This window comes from Moorena sp. SIO4A1 (assembly GCF_010672065.1).
In the GTDB taxonomy this organism is placed as follows: Bacteria; Cyanobacteriota; Cyanobacteriia; order Cyanobacteriales; family Coleofasciculaceae; genus Moorena.
Genome location: NZ_JAAHHX010000040.1, coordinates 42537 through 59676, shown reverse-complemented (window position 1 = coordinate 59676; position 17140 = coordinate 42537). Strand labels below are relative to the sequence as shown.

Genomic DNA, 17140 nt, shown 5'->3' with positions numbered 1-17140 from the left:
GGATTTAGGAAAAACAAGAAACAGCTTCTGAGGGTTCTTGATGATCCGGATATTCCACTCCACAACAATGCAGCCGAGTCTGACATCCGAGAATTTGTCACCCGTCGAAAAATTAGTGGTGGCACTCGCAATGATGTTGGACGAAAAGCCAGAGATACGATGGTAGGTTTGAAAAAGACTTGTCGCAAGCTAGGGGTTTGCTTCTGGGACTATCTATTGTCTCGGTTACGAGGTGACCACAGCATTCCCTCTTTACCAGAACTGATTAAACACAAATCCATGGAGCACTTACAGGTTGGTAACCCAGTCTGAAGCATTCCCAATTCAACTTGTAATCAGCACTTATTGAGAACTTGCTAATAAACCAGTGATTAATCGTAGGGTGGGCAGTGCCTACCAACGGGCTTTGTCAGCTGATCTGATCGGTATTAAGCACTGCCCACCTGACATGAACTAGTAATAAACCAGTGATTAATCGTAAGGTGGGCAGTGCCTACCAAGGTGCTTTGTCAGCTGATTTGATCTGTATTAAGCACTGCCCACCCTACATGAACTTCTCTGTTCCCTGTTCCCTGTTCCCTATTCCCTAAAACCCAAAAATTTGTACCTGACCGAATTGAAAACCGCTGTCAATTCATCCTAATATCATGTCGGTTTAAATGCACATAATTAAGCGACCTCGTCCGTGAGGAGCCAGTCATAGAAGGTTAACCCCCGAATCAACTCTTGTTGTTGGAGTAGCCTCTGACAGCGTTGATAGACCAACTCCTCAACTTCAGCCATCGAGTCAAAGGCTTGATTTACTAATGGCTCATTCACTAACGGCCATAATCGTTCAGCAGGTTGCAACTCTGGAGAATAAGGAGGCAGGTGCAGTAAGTGAATGCCTTCGGGTACCTTCAGCTTGTCAGTAGTATGCCAACCCGCTTGGTCGAGAGGTAAAATCACCCGCTTATTTTTGCCAAGTTTGAAGTGCTCAGCAAAGTCCTTGAGCACCCGATTAAACAACTCGGTGTTGACATAGGGTAAAAGCCACCAGTAGGTTTCTCCGCTGTGAGGTTGGACAAATGCATATAACCATAGCCACTCTCGCTTCCAGTTAACCCGAGCAATGGCTGTTTCCCCCAACTCGACCCAGACTCGTCGCATCACCGGTTGTAAGCCAATGCGGTGCTCATCTTGACACCAAATTTCGACGTCGGCGTCGTGATATTGCATCTGTACTCGATTCACCTCGTCCCTCAACTTTTTTTTCCAAACTTCTTGCTCGTGTTCATCACTGTGTTGATGCTGAGGGCGAGGAACTCGCAGCCGAAACTCCATCTGTTTGAGATATTTCCACCCCTGCTGCCGACTCACAGGCTTTCCCAGAACCTGACTCAGGTAGTCCGCCACTTTGCGTCCATTCCACAATCCACCATCGGGGGCTACCCCTCGAATCGCTTGCAGCAGATGGGCTTGTTGAACATCATCAAGTTTGGGTAAGGCACCTCGATTATGGCGCCGTAAATCCCCTAATGCCTCATTACCCAAGTGGTTGTAACTGCGAACCAACTCATAAATCCAGCTACGGCTGTAACCTGTTACAGCCGCCACCTCGTCGCTCTTGTTGCCTTTGGCTAATAACCAAAGGATTTGGTAATGTGAGCGTTCCGTTACCGTTTTGGCTTGGCGATAACCTTGCTCCAATTCATCAATAGTTAGGTGGGGGCTAATAGTAAGGCGTTTAGGCATTAGTAAAACATAGTAGATGCTACCTTCTATATTATGTGCATTTAAGCTGACATGATATAAGGATTAGAAGGGTAATTAAAAGGCGATCGCTTACAGCTCGTAGCGATCGCCTTTTGGTATTTGTTACTAAAGTTTGACAAAGTTTATAACAATCAATACTTTGAGGTTAATAATTTGTATTTTGGGCAGATGATCAAGGAATTTTTGCTTTGCTGAATTGAAGTATGAATGCGCGATCATTTGATTTTGATAAAGCCCTCTAAATCCACCAAATTTGGGGGGCTAGGAGGGCAAAATCATACCATCATTAAGCAACGCCAATAATCTCATGGCTGGACAATAGGGTAAGCGATTACCCTATTGTGTGAATCCACAGGTGTATTAAAATAAATCAGTTTCCTTTGAAAAAAACTCCTATAGAAAAAGATTTCGAGGAAATGAATTCGAGGTAAAACCTCTTCTAGCACTTCAAAACAAAATATCCCAACTTATCAACTATGTATACTATGATCGCCATCATAATTTCCTGGTGTGGGATATGGGGGTTACTTTGGGACATACCTATTCAACCTTTTTGGCGATCACTAATGACAATCTTTCTAGGCTTATTCCTACTCTATATTGATGATTTGAAATTGGACGAACTAAACTAGACTAACTAAGTAGTAGGACACAATTAGAAATGCTATACTGAGAATTATTAATCACAACTCAGCACTCAGGTTGAGCTAGGTAAACCTTGGTACGATACGTCAAGTAAACTAAACCTTTGTGATCACACCAACTGTTGTACAATTCCTGCAAATCAGAGATAAGTTTCTGGTGAGCTAATCCTTCCCGTGGGATATAGGAGACACTCTTAGCACGACCAATCAGACCATCTTTATCTAAGGCTTGCTGATAAGAAAAGGTGTAGGAACAGACCTTAGGAAACAATGGACTAGCGAGCAAGGGGTCTACCGAACACATACGGGACTCAGCCGGATGATGATTGGAGGCGATTTGCACTAGATGAGTATAGCCTTGGGTAAAATCATCTTGACGGTTGCGGTCATTCCAGACCACAGCTAATTGTCCAGTAGGCTTCAGGATACGGCGAAACTCTAGCAAACTTGGCTCTGGATCAAACCAATGGAAGGATTGAAAGCAAGCCACTAAGTCAATGGATGCATCAGGTAAGTTGGTCTGTTGAGCAGTTCCATCCCGGAATTCAACCAATGGATGGCTGGTAGCAGCTTGTCTCATCTGAGTATTGGGTTCGATGGCAATAACTCGAACTCCCCGTTGAGCTAGTAGCCGAGAGGAAATTCCTGTTCCTGCACCAATATCCGCAGCTACCAGTTGCCCTCTGTTCTCAAGTCCTTCCAGAATCTTGTCGATAGCTGCAGCTGGGTAACTGGGTCGGTATTTCGCATAATCTGCCACCAGTTCAGAAAATCGACTCTCTGGGTTCATCTGGTGTAATGGTGTTGTCTCAAGGTTCGTTTCGGTCATGATTAATACCAATCAGGATTTAGGCAATCACTGTACTTGTAGGGTAGGGTACTAGTTGTGTGGCCAGATTAGCAATTTTGACAAAGATTTACATAATCCGTGCATTGAGATGATTTTAGGCTTCGATCCAGGACGAGATAAATGTGGTGTAGCAGTAATGGAAAAAGAGGGTCAGCTGCTAACCCATGAGGTAGTCGCTTCAGGAAATGCGATCGCAAAACTCCAGCAACTGTGTCAACAATTCCCCATTGAAACCATTGTGATGGGAGACCAAACTACTGCCAAGAGATGGAAACGGAAAATCCAGGAGGAATTACCAGCATCAGTACCTATTGTCCTGGTAGATGAGCGCTACAGTAGTTTAGAAGCTCGCCCACGCTACTGGCAAATGTATCCTCCCAAAGGGTTCCAACGCCTTATCCCCCAAGGAATGCGCCAACCTCCTCGACCCATTGATGATATTGTGGCAATTTTGTTAATCGAGCGCTATATAATCAAAAGCAAAAGCTAAAAGGCATATCGTCTTCTTTCTTTGGGAATTACCTATTGAAAGCATGCTCAAGCCTCTTCTAATTTTCCCCTATTATCCCTTCTGAGACTATAGCATTTCTCATAGTAATGAGGTACAAATTTTTCCCATTCTCTACTCCCTACTCCCTACTCCCTACTCCCTACTCCCTACTCCCTACTCCCTACTCCCTACTCCCTACTCCCTACTCCCTACTCCCTACTCCCTATTCCCTACTCCCTACTCCCTACTCCCTACTCCCTACTCCCCAGAACAAAAGTACCTCAACGACTTGATAAATGCTATAGCTCAGCTCGAATGGTAAAAGCATAGTTTCCTCCTGGTTCGAGCTGGTAATCCCACTGTTCTAAAAATCGGCCAAGGGGTTCCTGAATCAAGGCACGGCCCAAAGAGGGGGTGACTAACAGCTGACTGACCCGAAAATGCCACTTAAACTCCCATTCATAGTCTGCGGCTTGGACTTCCCCTTCAATCTTGCCCTGTTGCCAGCAGTGCCGCGTAATTCTGACGTAGGCAGTGGTTTCAGGCAAACCCTTTGCACTCACAATGGTAAAAAATCCTAATCTGCTTTAAAGACATAGGTTAGCAGACCTGTTGGCAGATAAGTCAATAGGGATCAACCCGAATGTGATAGCAGTGTGGGTGGTTGATGACCAAGGAACCCAGGGGGTGCATGTCAGTTTTGTTAATCCCTGATTCAGATCCCCCGTTTCCCTTAATAAGGGGGACTTTTCAATCTAATTCCCCCCTTTTTTAAGGGCAGGGCTGTTTCAAAGAAAAATAAGTTAACGAGAAAAGGAGATAGGGGGATAGGGGGATAGGGGGATAGGGAAATAGCTCAAAATTTTCCGAAAAATCCCCAAATTTAGTCATTAAAATCTGACTAATTAGCCGGCTTCAATCAACTCAAATGACTAACAATTCGTGATTCGGCTTTTGAGTATGGTTAGATAAATTTGGCCAAAATCACGACTATTCGCGCTCCTTTTCTCCCCATCTCCCCATCTCCCCATCTCCCCATCTCCCCATCTCCCCATCTCCCCATCTCCCCATCTCCCCATCTCCCCATCTATTTTTGGCCAGAATGAAACAGCCCTACTTTTTTAAGGGGGGTTAGGGGGGATCTATGTACCTAATTACAAAGTTGACATGCTCCCAACCCAGGTGCTGATGGATGCTTTTTACGAGAAATTAACAAAAGCCGAAAGCCCCCTCTTTTTAAAGCGGGGATGAAGGCGAAATAGCTACTTTAGTCGCCGTTAATAAAAATATTATACCAAAGTCCGAAAATCTGATCTTATTTGATTTAGAATAAGATCAGGATATGAAAAGGTCTAAAGCGCTCCGCGTGACCTACGGTCAATGATTGTTTTAGAGTTCAAAGCATACGGCAAACAAAAACAATATTTTGCGATAGATGAAGCCATTTGCACGGCTCAATTTATTCGTAACAAATGTCTTCGCTATTGGATGGACAATAAGGGAGTCAATAAGGCTAATTTAAGCGCACTTTGTGCAATTTTAGCTAAGGATTTTCCGTTTGCTAATGAATTAAACTCTATGGCTCGACAAGCTGAAGGGGTGACGAAATAGCCTGAACAGCTTTAAATGTAAAGTTTTCACCATTTTGTGGTAAAAAAAAGATAGGTCTATTTTTTTCAACAAGACCTACCTATTGACAATCTTGCCTACATCCAAAACCACTTAAAAAGTCAACTTAATAGAGCCGAATACCTGTTCCGATACTTTTTAGCTACCAAAATCTACTTTGCAGATTTTAGCCCACTAATGCAAGCTGCTCTCGCAGCCAGGGGGTATCTCCCAAGGCCAAGATAGGTTTTGTTCCGCTCAAGGCGCATAAATCTGTGTTTAATAGAAAACGCAACCACTATCATGGTTTGCTTTGGTTTTCGGCTTCAATTCAAGGAACCAGAATGTTTTCTTTGACACTAGATTCATAATCAAAGTCTAACATATTTTTGGAGATACTGCAAGATATTTGTATAAAATCGTCAACAGTGGCTAGCCTTCTAATTCTGCTTAGTCTCCTACAGACAATTAAGGCTCTTCCGTACTTGTTATGCTAAATCAACACTTTGGCCAACGGCCTCAGTCCCTGCTCCCTTTCAAGCAAAAGACTATGTCCTAAACCATGCTTCCCTTGCTATAGTTTAATGCAACCTCGTTGAATTGACACTCCCCGCGTCTAATGACCGGGGAGTGTCTAATTGACCAGAGATTATTTAGCCAGAGATTATTTGGTAACTAATTAACCGGAATTACCTGATTTCGACATCACCAAATTTATCCAGCAGTCACGAGCTGACCTAAGACCTGCTGCACTAGGTCAACCAGTCTCTAAGCCGTCGAGCCACTTGCGGACGGCGTAGCTTACGCATGGCCTTGCTTTGAATCTGACGCACCCGTTCCCGAGAGAGATTGAACATGCCTCCTACTTCTTCTAGGGTGTAGGGTTCACTGCTGGCTAAACCATAGCGTAGAGAAATCACATCTTTTTCCCGCTCAGTCAGGACATCACTGAGAACTTCCCAAATCTCCTGGCGCATCATGGATTCATTCATCTTATCTTCGGGCAATCGTAGATCATTGTCTTCGAGCAAATCCATCAGTTCTGTGTCTTCCCCTTTACCAACTCTGTGATTCAAAGAAAGGGAGCGCCTACGCAATTCTAGTAACTGACGCAAATGGGAGAGGGAAATTTCTAGGGCTTGAGCAAGTTCTATTTCATTAGGATTGCGCTGGAGTTGCTGTTTAAGTTCCCGCTGAGCTTTTTTAAGTTTATTGAGCTTTTCTACAATGTGGATTGGTAGACGAATAGTTCGGGCATCATTGGCAATAGTACGAGTAATCGCTTGACGAATCCACCAATAAGCATAGGTAGAAAACTTGTAACCCTTATCTGGGTCAAACTTTTCTGCTGCTCGGTTTAAGCCCAACGCACCTTCTTGAATCAAATCTAGAAATGGTACACCCCGATTAATATATCGTTTAGCAATTGAAACCACTAACCGCAAGTTCGAGCGAATCATCTTGCGTTTTGCCACACGACCGCGATATAAATTCCCCTCCAACTGACGTTCTGTCATCTCGACCGCTGCAGCTACCTCAGCCTTGGTTGGTTTACGGTCTAACTTTTCGTGTAAGCTGTTGCGGAGTTGGTCGATTTCTACTAGGAACTTAACCCGACGGGCTAAATCTACTTCTTCGTCTGGCTTGAGCAATGGGTAACGAGCCATTTCCTTGAAGAATGCACCCACTGTGTCATCAGAGCCGCTTTTCCGGAAATTATGGGAAGTAGAGACCACTAGTTCATCGTCTTCGGTGAATTCGACCGCTACACGCTGTAAATCTGTTTCCTCTGGCTCAATGTGGTCAGTAACATAAAAATCCTTCTCTTCCGTAGACGGCATTGTATGAGTGTGGTTTAATTCTGTAATATTCATAGGGATGTGTGAGTTGCAAGTGTATTTTAAGTTTGTTAAAACCCTTGCCTTGAGGGATTGAGGCTGTCTGTTGCTGAAAATTGGCCGTTAATGAAAAGTCTATTATCAAAAATTGGTGTTGCTGGTTTCACAAAGAAGTTAATACTCTAGACAGAGCAGCCAAAACACGCTCCATACCCTCAAAGCTCAGTGACCCAACCTGCTTCAAGTAGTTGATGTGTGATTGACGTGATTATAAATTAATGGTTTTAAGCTTACCAGAAGCAGTTTGGCTAATTGTATCTGTAATTACGAAATGTTTAATTACATATATTTTAGTTAAACTCTAGGGTGACGGCAGGAGAGATAATTCTCTTCCCATTGCTTTTATTATTGATTTTGACTCTGGAAACAGAATCTCACATATTTTAGAATTTTCCTATCTATCAATAGTGATAGAATAGGAGCCTTCCCAAACTAAAGCTGCCCTATGTCTAATCCTCCTTTAGGTCTACTGTTAGCTGAGCCTAGAGCACTTTACTTTTCTGGTGGTGGCCAAGAAAAGTGGGTTGAAGTCCTAGTAGATTGTCCAGGAGTCCAAGGTATATATACTTATCGTAATGCATTGGATGTTTCAATCAATCCTGGAGATGTTCTGAGTGTGTCATTCGGGACTCAACAGCTAGGAGCGATCGCTATTCGGATTGTAGACTCTCCACCCCCAAACTTACCACTGGAGAAAATTAAGGACGTAGAGGAGGTGATCAGTCCCGGTTTCTTTCCAAGTTCCTACTGCCAACTGTTAGAGCGGGTGGCTCAGTACTACTGCACTCCTCTAATCCAAGTGATTCGGTCTGCTTTACCTCCAGGACTGTTAGGGCGATCGCAGCGTCGAATTCGCCTCAATTCCTCGGTCTTGCCTAAAGAGGCTCATGTCTTTGTCAATAATTCAGCAGCAAGTAAGATTTTGGAGATTCTCCAGGCTAAACCCAATGGGGATTACAGCTGGCAATACCTCCAACGTCAGGTAAAGGGGGCTAAAGCAGGATTACGTCACCTGCTCAAGCGAGGTTGGGTAGAAAGTTATCTGGAAGCTCCTAAGCCAACTCGTCCTAAGCTCAAGAAAGCTGTGACTCTGGTGGGTAATCTCAATCGGCCTGATCTGACTCGACGGCAACGGGAAGTATTGGAGGTGCTACGCCGTCGTGGAGGAGATTTGTGGTTGAGTGAACTATCACAAATTTGTAATGTTAGTTCGTCAACTATAAATTCTTTGGAAGATAAGGGATATGTGGTGATTGAGCCTAGGGAAGTATTGCGCAGTGCGACTTCACCAACCATGGCTACAGATGCCCCCAAAAACTTGACAAATGCCCAATCCCATGCATTAGACCTGATTAATAATCTCGATGGCTTTGCCCAAGTGCTGTTGCATGGGGTGACTGGGTCTGGGAAAACGGAGGTCTATCTACAAGCGATCGCACCAATCCTAGCGCAAGGGAAATCCGCTTTGGTGTTGGTGCCGGAAATTGGCTTAACTCCTCAAATTACTGACCGTTTCCGGGCTCGCTTTGGTGATAAAGTTCGGGTTTACCACAGTGCCTTGAATAAAGGGGAGCGCTATGATACCTGGCGACAGATGATCCCAGGTGAGCCACAAGTGGTGATTGGCACTCGTTCTGCTGTTTTTGCCCCTTTGCCCCAGTTGGGATTAATTGTTTTAGATGAAGAACACGACTCCAGCTTCAAGCAAGACCAACCTATTCCTACCTACCACGCTCGCACCGTTGCTCAGTGGCGAGCAGAATTAGAAAATTGTCCCCTGATTTTAGGTTCAGCTACTCCTTCGGTAGAAAGCTGGGTCAGTATTAAGGTGATGGGGGGAGCGAGAGATGGTCAGATCGGTAGTGAAATTAATCCCCTGACCTCTTCAGCTCCTGAGGTTCAACCCTTCACCTGTTCACCTCCTCAGCATCCAGAACTTAGCACTCATTACTTATCCCTACCGGAACGGATTCAATCCAGACCCCTGCCACCGGTGGAAATTGTGGATATGAGGCAGGAGTTACAAGCTGGGAATCGGTCGATTTTTAGCCGTTCTCTCCAAGACAGCTTGAGACGACTAAAGGAACAAGAGAAACAGGGGATTTTATTTATCCCCCGCAGGGGACACAGTACGTTTGTGTCTTGTCGTAGTTGTGGTCATGTGCTGGAGTGCCCTAACTGTGATGTTTCCTTGTCCTATCACTATACCCATGAAGGGGCTACTCAAGTATTGCGGTGCCACTATTGTAATTTCGGACAACTCCATCCCCGTAGTTGTCCAGAATGTAGTTCTCCCTACCTGAAATTTTTCGGTAGTGGTACTCAGCGGGTTGTTCAAGATTTGGCGAAGCTGTTTCCAGAGTTGCGAATTATCCGATTTGACAGTGATACCACTCGTACCAAGAATGCTCATCGCACTTTGTTAACTCAATTCGCTAATCGGGAAGCTGACTTGTTGGTGGGAACCCAAATGCTGACCAAAGGATTAGATTTGGCTCAGGTCACACTGGTGGGAGTGGTAGCAGCAGATGGACTACTGTATTTGTCAGACTATAGAGCATCCGAGCGGGCATTCCAAACCTTAACTCAGGTGGCAGGTCGTGCCGGTCGTGGGGATGACCCTGGTCAGGTAATTATTCAAACTTATTCCCCAGACCATCCTGTGATTCAGGCTGTCAAAACTCATAATTATCAGTCGTTTATCTCGGACGAATTGGAACAACGGGCAGCACTGAACTATCCCCCTTATGGTGATTTGATTCTGTTGCGCATAAGTGGATTGGATGCTGTGGCGGTAGAGAAGGTAGCGGAGGATTTAGCCGACAGCTTAGATACTCCTGAAGCCGAGTACGATATCCTAGGACCAGCACCAGCTAGTGTGATCCGGGTTGCTCGTCGCTATCGATGGCAGATTTTGCTTAAGTTTCCTCCTACTGTGCCCGCAAAGTTACTGAATTGGCGGGAATTACAGGATATGTGTCCTCCAGATATTAGCTTGACTATTGATGTTAATCCGTTGAATATAAGCTGAAAGGTATAAGTTAGTTGAAGGTTTAAAGTAGGTTGAAGGTTGAAGGTTTAAAGGTTGAAGGTTGAAGGTTGGTTGAAGGCTTAAGGTTGGTTGAAGGTTGAAAGTTAGGAGTTGAAAGTTGAAAGTTGAAAGTTATAGGGAACCTAAATAAATTGTGATAATTTCGATTCCCGATTACCGATTCCCGATTCCCGATTCCCGATTCCCAATTCCCAATTCTTAATTCTTAATTCTTAATTCTTAATTCCCGATTCCCGATTCCCAATTCCCGATTCCCGATTCCCGATTCCCGATTCCCAATTCCCAATTCTTAATTCTTAATTCTCAATTCTTAATTCCCTACTCCCTACTCCCTACTCCCTACTCCCTACTCCCTACTCCCTACTCCCTAATTTGTGAATACTCCTGCTCACGCCATCGTCAATCTCCTGATTTTAGGAAAAAAAAGAAAGCCGGAAAATAATTTACCAATTGTGTTCGGTGCGATCTTACCGGATTTGCCAATGGTAATTTTTTACGGATATGAGAAACTCCTCAGAGGAATTCCTGAAAACGTAATCTGGTCTGAATCCTATTATAACCAAAGCTGGCAAGTATTTTTCGATATTTTCAATTCTTTTCCACTAATACTAATAGGTGGCTTGTTAGCCTACTATTTTCGTCAAACCTTTCTGATTGCTATGTTTGCTAGCATGGCTCTTCATGGGTTAGGAGATCTTCCTCTCCATGCTGATGATGCCCACCGTCACTTTTTTCCATTGTCAAATTGGCGCTTTGAAAGCCCTGTGTCTTATTGGGATTCTCGTCATTATGGTCATATTTTTACTCCCCTAGAAGTGTTGGCTGTGATAGTGGGATGCTTTGTATTGTGGAGACGCCATACTTCGATGACCGCTCGGATTATTATTGCGATTGTACTTACTGTTTATTTTGGTTATGGAGTTTATGCTGTCTTAGTTTGGGGTTAATAGTTAAGCTATCAGTTATCAGCGGCGTTGCTGAATCAAGGGTTGGTTTTCGATTAATCTGACAGTTTTATCGAAGGGTCATAGAACCTATCCTGACAGTTCTACTCACCTTCGTTACCTCAACATCCTGACTTTGGGCAATTGATACAGGGTTAGCTGCCTTGAAAAAGTCAGAAATATTGGCTATACTTCTGACATAATATATTTCGTGAACTTTATATTCATAGCTTTCGTAAGATGCAGGGTATAGCAAAAAAAATCCAGAACAGAGTTCGTGGTCATGGTCGCGGTGGTTGGGTCTGCACACCCAAAGATTTTGTAGATCTCGGCAGTCGTGATGCTGTAGATAAAGCGCTATCTCGTCTGGTGAAACAAGGATTTTTGCGCCGCGTTGGTCGCGGTTTATATGACTATCCACGCACCAGCAATATCTTGAAGCGTCCTGCCCCACCCAACATTGATGCCGTTGTGGAAGCTCTGGCACGTCGGGATGGTATATCAATCATGCCAGATGGCATTGTTGCAGCCCACCAGCTAGGTCTGACCAATGCCGTTCCCGCCCAGAACAGCTACATAACGAATGGTTCGAGCCGAACTTTACAAGTTGGTGGGCGTACCATCAAACTACGTCATGTCTCTCAACGGTTAATGGCATGGGCTAACCGTCCTGGTGCGCCTGTGGTTAGGGCCTTATATTGGCTGGGCGAAAATATCGCTGCTGATAAAGATGTGGTTAATACCCTACACAATCGGTTGTCTTCAGACATCAAACAAGATCTCGCAGAAGGTATTAAGCTGTTACCAACGTGGATGACACCCGTTGTACGTCAAGTTAGTGAGGGTGAAGGTGTCTCCTAGTGAATCCAGCATTTGAAGAATTTCTCAATTTACCAGCACAAGACCGTAACGATGTTTTTGAGTCAACAGCCGATTCCCTCAATACCAGGTCATCCTATATAGAAAAGGATTTTTGGGTGTGCCTGGTGCTGGATATCCTTTATAATGGCTTACCCCAGGAACACCCCAGACTATTGTTTAAAGGCGGCACTTCCCTTTCCAAGGTTTATCAACTCATTAGTAGATTTTCCGAGGATGTAGATTTGGTGGTATTCAGGAGCGATCTGGGTTTTGCCGGGGATAACGACCCCTCTGCTCTTGGAATCTCTAGCAAGCGGCGAAAAAAACTAGCGTCCGAACTAAAACAAGCTGCTTCAAGGTATATCTGTGGCAAGCTTAAAGATGACTTATCACAAGTTGCTGGGGTAATTTCGCCTGAGAGTCGCATTGTACTCGATGAAGACGATCCAGATAATTCAACCCTGCTGTTTCAGTATCCGAGCTTATTTCCATCCGATAGCATTGCTTACGTTCAACCCCGTGTCAAACTAGAAGCAGGCGCACGGTCAGCGCTCATTCCCAATCAAAATCATACTATTACCCCCTATCTATCCGAGATACTTGAAGAATGGAATTTTTCCGTAGCAAATGTAACGACCATCGACCCTCAAAGAACTTTTTGGGATAAAATCATGATATTACATGGTTGGTCTTGTGGTTATCGAGACGAACAACGCCTGCCCAATGATCGCCAGAGACTGTCACGTCATTATTATGATGTAGCAATAATTTCCCGTCAGGAAGCTGGTAAGACAGCCATTGCCAATCATCAATTAAGAGAAGATGTACGCCAGTACACCAAAAAACTGTTTAATCGAAGCTGGATGAAATTAGACGAAGCGATTCCCGGCTCTCTAAAACTCTTACCGAAAGGAGAATTACTAAAAGCTCTCATTACTGATTATCAGGCAATGCAGGGCATGATGTTAGGTACTGCTCCACCCTTTGATGAAATCATAGAAGCAATTTCAGCCTTAGAAATAGAAGTTAATCAGGTATCGTGAGAACACTTTGAACTTTTGTCTTTTATAATGACAAGTTTTGACCACCCACCAAGAATTCTATTTTTATATGGTGCCCTCTCCTGTTCCCTGCTCCATGCTCCCTAACCCCTAAGCCACCACCAGCTGGGAAATACCAGTAAATAAAGTAAAATTTACGGAATTCAGTATAATCACAGTGTAGATACTGAATTAGAGTCAAAGTATCAAATTCTATTTTTCACAGGTCTTGAACTAACCATCAATGAATGCTGGACATACCCCTGGTTATCTCCTCAAAAAAATAAACGAAGCACTGTGTAATGCTTTCCCTAATAAAACTAAATTAGAAATGATGGTGCTTTATGAATTAAATATAAATCTGAACGAGATTGCTAGCGGTGGTAATTTAAAGGAAACCGTTCACAAATTAATAGAGCATTGTCAGGGTTACAATCAGTTAGAAGAATTAATTCATGGAGCACTTGAAAACAATCCAAATAATGTTCATTTAAACGCAATCCAGGAAAAGTTTAAAATTACGACTAGTTTAGTCAATATATTGGGGCCTTTAGAAAAAACCGTTATCAAACAAATGCAACAGGCTTACAGAGATTGTTGTCCCAATTTGAGAGATAAAATTCCTGGCACTTTTTATGATATTCTCAAAAAGTTGGATGATATACATCAACCAACTGATGATGAAAAAAGGATTGTAAAATTTGTCGATCGTTTATTAGTAAATGGAAAGATTCCCACCTCAGAGGCTCAGCAACTAAAGCAATGGTTAGAAAACAATGCCAATAACGTTTCTAATTTATTATCTCACCAACAAAACTTCAATTCACAACCTGATCTGATTGTCAAGCCAAATTCGAGGGAAGAAAGTTTAAAGCGAGTCAAACCCGAAGGTTTAAAGCAGTTTTCCTTTGAAGTAGTAACAGTTAACCGTAGAGGAAGAATAATCAAGCGAGAATCCCAGCAAGCGGGTTATTTCACTCAAGATCTGGGGAATGGAGTAGACCTAGATATGGTGTATATCCCACCAGGAAGCTTCTTAATGGGTTCCCCTGAAAGTGAGAAGGGGAGTTATCACAGCGAAAGACCTCAACACCAAGTAAGCATTCAACCCTTCTTCCTGGGGAAATATCCGGTAACCCAGGCGCAATGGCGAGCCGTAGCCAACCTGCCAAAAATTAAGCGGGACTTAAAGCCAGACCCTTCGAGATTTAAAGGAAAGAATCGACCAGTAGAGCGAGTAAACTGGTACGATGCGGTGGAATTTTGTGATCGCCTCTGTGAATATACAGCAACGGAATACAGATTACCCACTGAAGCGGAATGGGAATACGCCTGTAGAGCTGGAACTACTACACCATTCCATTATGGAGAGACCATAACCAGTAGATTCGCTAATTATAACGCTTCAAATACTTATGCAGAGGAAGCACAAGGGGAATATCGAGGAAAAACCACCGACGTAGGAAGTTTTCCCCCCAACGGCTTTGGCTTATACGATATGCACGGCAATGTTTGGGAGTGGTGTGCGGATCCTTGGCATGGTAATTACGAAGGAGCTCCTAGAGATGGAAGTATCTGGAGTCAATTTGATAATAATACTGATTATTATACTTTGCGGGGCGGCTCCTGCCTCGTTCCTAGGGATTGCCGTTCTGCCTCCCGCCTCATCTGTAGCGCGCGCGATCTCATCTACTACATTGTCGGTTTTCGTGTGGCTAGGGGTGTTGGGAGAACTTAGCCCTTTTTCCTTTTTGTATTTTTATACTTTTATACTTTATTTCCGCCGTATGAGATGGATTTGATAACTATATTTTAAAATCAAGGCAATATAATCCTCTCAGCAAACAAACTCTGCAATCGCTCTAACTTACCACCCTTTTGATACAATAAATCCCCCTTACCTAACAAATAAGCTGCTTCAGTATTACTGCCACCAAAAATAATCTTTGAATCCGCTTCAGAGGCTGTGCGTAAAGCAATTCGCCCAGGTAAATTAGACCGAATAATCGGAGTAACAACGTTAGCATCTGGCCGTTGAGTAGCAACAATCAAATGAATCCCAGCTGCTCTAGCTTTTGCTCCTAAACGCTTAATACTTAATTCTAAGTCTTTGCGGATTTCTTTTTCTGCCATGAAGTCAGCATATTCATCAAATATACAGACTATCCGAGGTAATGGTAAAATTTGTTTATTAATCAATTGCTGATTATAAGCATCCAGGTGAGGACACTTGGCTTGTTCAAATTTCCGGTAACGCTGCTCCATTTTGTCAACTAATTGCTCCATCAATTCGATAGCGCGATCGCTATCTTTAACGATTGGTGACAGCAACCATGGCATGTCCTCAAATTCTGGGAAAGTGACACGCTTGGGATCAACGAGAGCAATTTTGAGCTGTTGAGGAGAATGCTGATAGAGTAGGGATAGCAGAAGCGATCGCAAAAATTCGCTCTTGCCACTTCCCGTTGTGCCCCCTACCAAAAAGTGACAGGTATTGGGATCAGATAAATCCGCTTCTACCAATTTCCCCTCTAAATTTACTCCAATCCCAATCATTGGAGGATTACTTGAGTTTTGCGTAAGGCTAATATAGTCATCAAATCTAGCTACTTCTCTATCCTCATCCTTCCGTGGTAAATCCACACTGACATACCCAGCTTCGGGAGTAATCAGGGGAGGATTCTCCAGACCTAACTGTACTTTTGACACTCCCCGGTCATTAGACGCGGGGATTCTTGCTTCGTAGACTCGACTTGCTCAGCCTGGTCGGAACCAAGAAGAGTAGAGGCCAAATCTCCACAAGCGTTTCGGGGAACCCGTTCACGTAGCGTGGCCTACGGCCTCCGCTACGCGAACGGGTCAATGACCCAGGTTCCGGTATGCCCTACCGTACCCAAGGCTCTTTGGAGGATATTTATAGCGGCATTGTGGTCTCTATCTAGCTGACAACCACACTTACAGGTGTGAGTTCTAGTTGATAGAGACTTCTTTACAACCTCACCGCAATTGGAACAATTTTGACTTGTATAAGCAGGGTTCACTGCAACCGTTGCCCTGCTAAACTTAGTCCCAAAGTACTCCAACCATTTCCTAAACTGGTACCAACCTGCATCATTAATAGACTTGGAAAGACAGTGGTTTTTAACCATATTACGAACCCTCAAATCTTCGTAAGCGACCAGGTCGTTAGACCGGATTACGCAGCGCGCCAGTCTCTTGGCGTGCTCTTCACGTTGCCTACTTATTTTGAGGTGCTTCTTACCTAGTTTCTTAATGGCTTTTTTACGGTTGGATGAGCCTTTCTTTTTTCGGGAAACCCGACGTTGATAAAACTTTAAGCGTTTTTCTCCTATTCTATAAAACCTGGGGTTCGGCTCAGTATTGCCATTGGAATCTGTATAGAAGTCCTTTAGCCCTACATCTAGTCCTAGGTTTTTGCTATTAGGTTTCAAAGTCTCATTATTGTCAGCCTGAACACAAAACTGAACATAATACCCATCAGCCCGCCGGACTATGCGAACCCGCTTAATCTGCTTCTTATCAAATCTCCACAAGTCCCAAGTACCCTTGAGCTTGAGTTTCCCTATCCCTTTCTTGTCACTGAAGGTTATTGACTTTTTGTCAGGGGACAACTTCCAACCGGACTGTTTGTACTCAACTGAGCGGCAATGCTTTTGAAACTTAGGAAAACCCTTTTTTCCAGGTACTTTTTTCTTGCAGTTGTCGTAGAAACGGGCGATGGATGACCAGGCTCTCTCAGCACTGGACTGACGAGCTGTGGAGTTCAAATCATTGGCAAAGGGGAACTGTTTGGCTAAGACCTTGCAGTATTTACTGAGGTCATACTTTCCAATCCCCTTGTTATCAATCCAGAGCCTGATACAGCTGTTACGGATGAATTTGACCGTCCGAATAGCTTCATCAATGGCTGAGTATTGGTGTTTTTTGCCGTAGGCTTTGAACTCTAGGACAATCATCTGGTATCGACCTCTCCCGCT

Annotated in this window: 15 protein-coding genes and 2 pseudogenes; 10 read left to right on the top strand and 7 right to left on the bottom strand. The window is 43.8% G+C overall.

The genetic code is table 11. The annotated features are described in order from the left end of the window. Window positions 1-312: transposase (locus F6K53_RS23595; protein ID WP_293082370.1), on the top strand; the 312-nt coding region annotated here is incomplete at its 5' end. Window positions 313-467: 155 nt separating this feature from the next. After that, the gene (locus tag F6K53_RS23590) at window positions 468-590 is read left to right on the top strand and encodes a hypothetical protein (RefSeq protein ID WP_293062760.1); all 123 of its coding nucleotides are present in this window, start codon (window positions 468-470) and stop codon (window positions 588-590) included. A gap of 79 nt (window positions 591-669) precedes the next feature. Here F6K53_RS23590 and F6K53_RS23585 read toward each other — a convergent pair whose 3' ends face one another. Together F6K53_RS23585 and F6K53_RS23580 are read right to left on the bottom strand one after the other, a co-directional pair. Beyond that, entirely contained in the window at window positions 670-1734 is a 1065-nt protein-coding gene (locus F6K53_RS23585) for an IS630 family transposase (RefSeq protein WP_293069247.1), read from the bottom strand. 711 nt (window positions 1735-2445) lie between these two features. Then, window positions 2446-3228: a class I SAM-dependent methyltransferase gene (locus F6K53_RS23580; protein WP_293069248.1), complete on the bottom strand. Its 783-nt coding sequence runs from the start codon at window positions 3226-3228 to the stop codon at window positions 2446-2448. 109 nt (window positions 3229-3337) lie between these two features. On the opposite strand from F6K53_RS23580, the gene F6K53_RS23575 reads away from it, so the two are divergent. Next, a complete protein-coding gene (locus F6K53_RS23575) occupies window positions 3338-3739 on the top strand; it encodes a pre-16S rRNA-processing nuclease YqgF (protein ID WP_293046285.1) in 402 nt (133 codons plus the stop codon). A gap of 107 nt (window positions 3740-3846) precedes the next feature. Continuing rightward, complete coding sequence (locus tag F6K53_RS23570) at window positions 3847-4032, top strand: hypothetical protein (RefSeq protein WP_293069249.1); 186 nt, start codon at window positions 3847-3849, stop codon at window positions 4030-4032. A gap of 6 nt (window positions 4033-4038) precedes the next feature. Here F6K53_RS23570 and F6K53_RS23565 read toward each other — a convergent pair whose 3' ends face one another. Next, entirely contained in the window at window positions 4039-4302 is a 264-nt protein-coding gene (locus F6K53_RS23565) for a DUF3146 family protein (protein WP_075896297.1), read from the bottom strand. A gap of 401 nt (window positions 4303-4703) precedes the next feature. Next, window positions 4704-4826: a hypothetical protein gene (locus F6K53_RS23560; protein WP_293069250.1), complete on the bottom strand. Its 123-nt coding sequence runs from the start codon at window positions 4824-4826 to the stop codon at window positions 4704-4706. 293 nt (window positions 4827-5119) lie between these two features. On the opposite strand from F6K53_RS23560, the pseudogene F6K53_RS23555 reads away from it, so the two are divergent. After that, window positions 5120-5332: pseudogene (locus F6K53_RS23555) on the top strand (RNA-guided endonuclease TnpB family protein); the annotation flags it as partial. A 767-nt stretch (window positions 5333-6099) separates the two neighbouring features. On the opposite strand, the gene F6K53_RS23550 reads toward F6K53_RS23555, so the two are convergent. Then, window positions 6100-7221 (bottom strand): RNA polymerase sigma factor, RpoD/SigA family, encoded by a 1122-nt coding sequence (locus tag F6K53_RS23550; RefSeq protein WP_293047778.1) that lies wholly within the window; start codon window positions 7219-7221, stop codon window positions 6100-6102. Window positions 7222-7690: 469 nt separating this feature from the next. On the opposite strand from F6K53_RS23550, the gene priA reads away from it, so the two are divergent. The 5 genes from priA to F6K53_RS23525 all read left to right on the top strand — a co-directional run bounded on the left by priA (window position 7691) and on the right by F6K53_RS23525 (window position 14880). Next, window positions 7691-10276 (top strand): primosomal protein N', encoded by a 2586-nt coding sequence (gene priA, locus F6K53_RS23545; RefSeq protein WP_293069251.1) that lies wholly within the window; start codon window positions 7691-7693, stop codon window positions 10274-10276. A 395-nt stretch (window positions 10277-10671) separates the two neighbouring features. Continuing rightward, window positions 10672-11244 carry a hypothetical protein gene (locus F6K53_RS23540; protein WP_293069252.1) on the top strand — a complete coding sequence of 191 codons (573 nt, stop codon included), beginning with the start codon at window positions 10672-10674 and terminating at the stop codon, window positions 11242-11244. Between the two features lie 237 nt (window positions 11245-11481). Continuing rightward, window positions 11482-12102 carry a DUF6088 family protein gene (locus tag F6K53_RS23535; protein WP_293069253.1) on the top strand — a complete coding sequence of 207 codons (621 nt, stop codon included), beginning with the start codon at window positions 11482-11484 and terminating at the stop codon, window positions 12100-12102. Continuing rightward, on the top strand, window positions 12102-13145 hold the full coding sequence (locus F6K53_RS23530; RefSeq protein WP_075895865.1) for a nucleotidyl transferase AbiEii/AbiGii toxin family protein: 1044 nt from the start codon (window positions 12102-12104) through the stop codon (window positions 13143-13145). The genes F6K53_RS23535 and F6K53_RS23530 overlap by 1 nt, the downstream gene beginning before the upstream one ends. Window positions 13146-13386: 241 nt before the next feature. Further along, window positions 13387-14880: an SUMF1/EgtB/PvdO family nonheme iron enzyme gene (locus F6K53_RS23525; protein WP_293069254.1), complete on the top strand. Its 1494-nt coding sequence runs from the start codon at window positions 13387-13389 to the stop codon at window positions 14878-14880. Between the two features lie 80 nt (window positions 14881-14960). Here F6K53_RS23525 and F6K53_RS23520 read toward each other — a convergent pair whose 3' ends face one another. Then, window positions 14961-15851, bottom strand: a complete 891-nt coding sequence (locus tag F6K53_RS23520) for an FtsK/SpoIIIE domain-containing protein (RefSeq protein ID WP_293069255.1) — start codon at window positions 15849-15851, stop codon at window positions 14961-14963. Next, window positions 15833-17119: pseudogene (locus F6K53_RS23515) on the bottom strand (transposase). The gene F6K53_RS23520 and the pseudogene F6K53_RS23515 overlap by 19 nt, the downstream one beginning before the upstream one ends. Window positions 17120-17140: the final 21 nt, after the last annotated feature.

Bases quoted from the DNA above. Each gene is read 5' to 3' on its own strand.
- F6K53_RS23585 (WP_293069247.1), bottom strand. From the start codon at position 1,734: ATGCCTAAACGCCTTACTATTAGCCCCCACCTAACTATTGATGAATTG.
- F6K53_RS23580 (WP_293069248.1), bottom strand. From the start codon at position 3,228: ATGACCGAAACGAACCTTGAGACAACACCATTACACCAGATGAACCCA.
- F6K53_RS23575 (WP_293046285.1), top strand. From the start codon at position 3,338: ATGATTTTAGGCTTCGATCCAGGACGAGATAAATGTGGTGTAGCAGTA.
- F6K53_RS23570 (WP_293069249.1), top strand. From the start codon at position 3,847: ATGAGGTACAAATTTTTCCCATTCTCTACTCCCTACTCCCTACTCCCT.
- F6K53_RS23560 (WP_293069250.1), bottom strand. From the start codon at position 4,826: ATGGGGAGATGGGGAGATGGGGAGATGGGGAGATGGGGAGATGGGGAG.
- F6K53_RS23550 (WP_293047778.1), bottom strand. From the start codon at position 7,221: ATGAATATTACAGAATTAAACCACACTCATACAATGCCGTCTACGGAA.
- priA (WP_293069251.1), top strand. From the start codon at position 7,691: ATGTCTAATCCTCCTTTAGGTCTACTGTTAGCTGAGCCTAGAGCACTT.
- F6K53_RS23535 (WP_293069253.1), top strand. From the start codon at position 11,482: ATGCAGGGTATAGCAAAAAAAATCCAGAACAGAGTTCGTGGTCATGGT.
- F6K53_RS23525 (WP_293069254.1), top strand. From the start codon at position 13,387: ATGAATGCTGGACATACCCCTGGTTATCTCCTCAAAAAAATAAACGAA.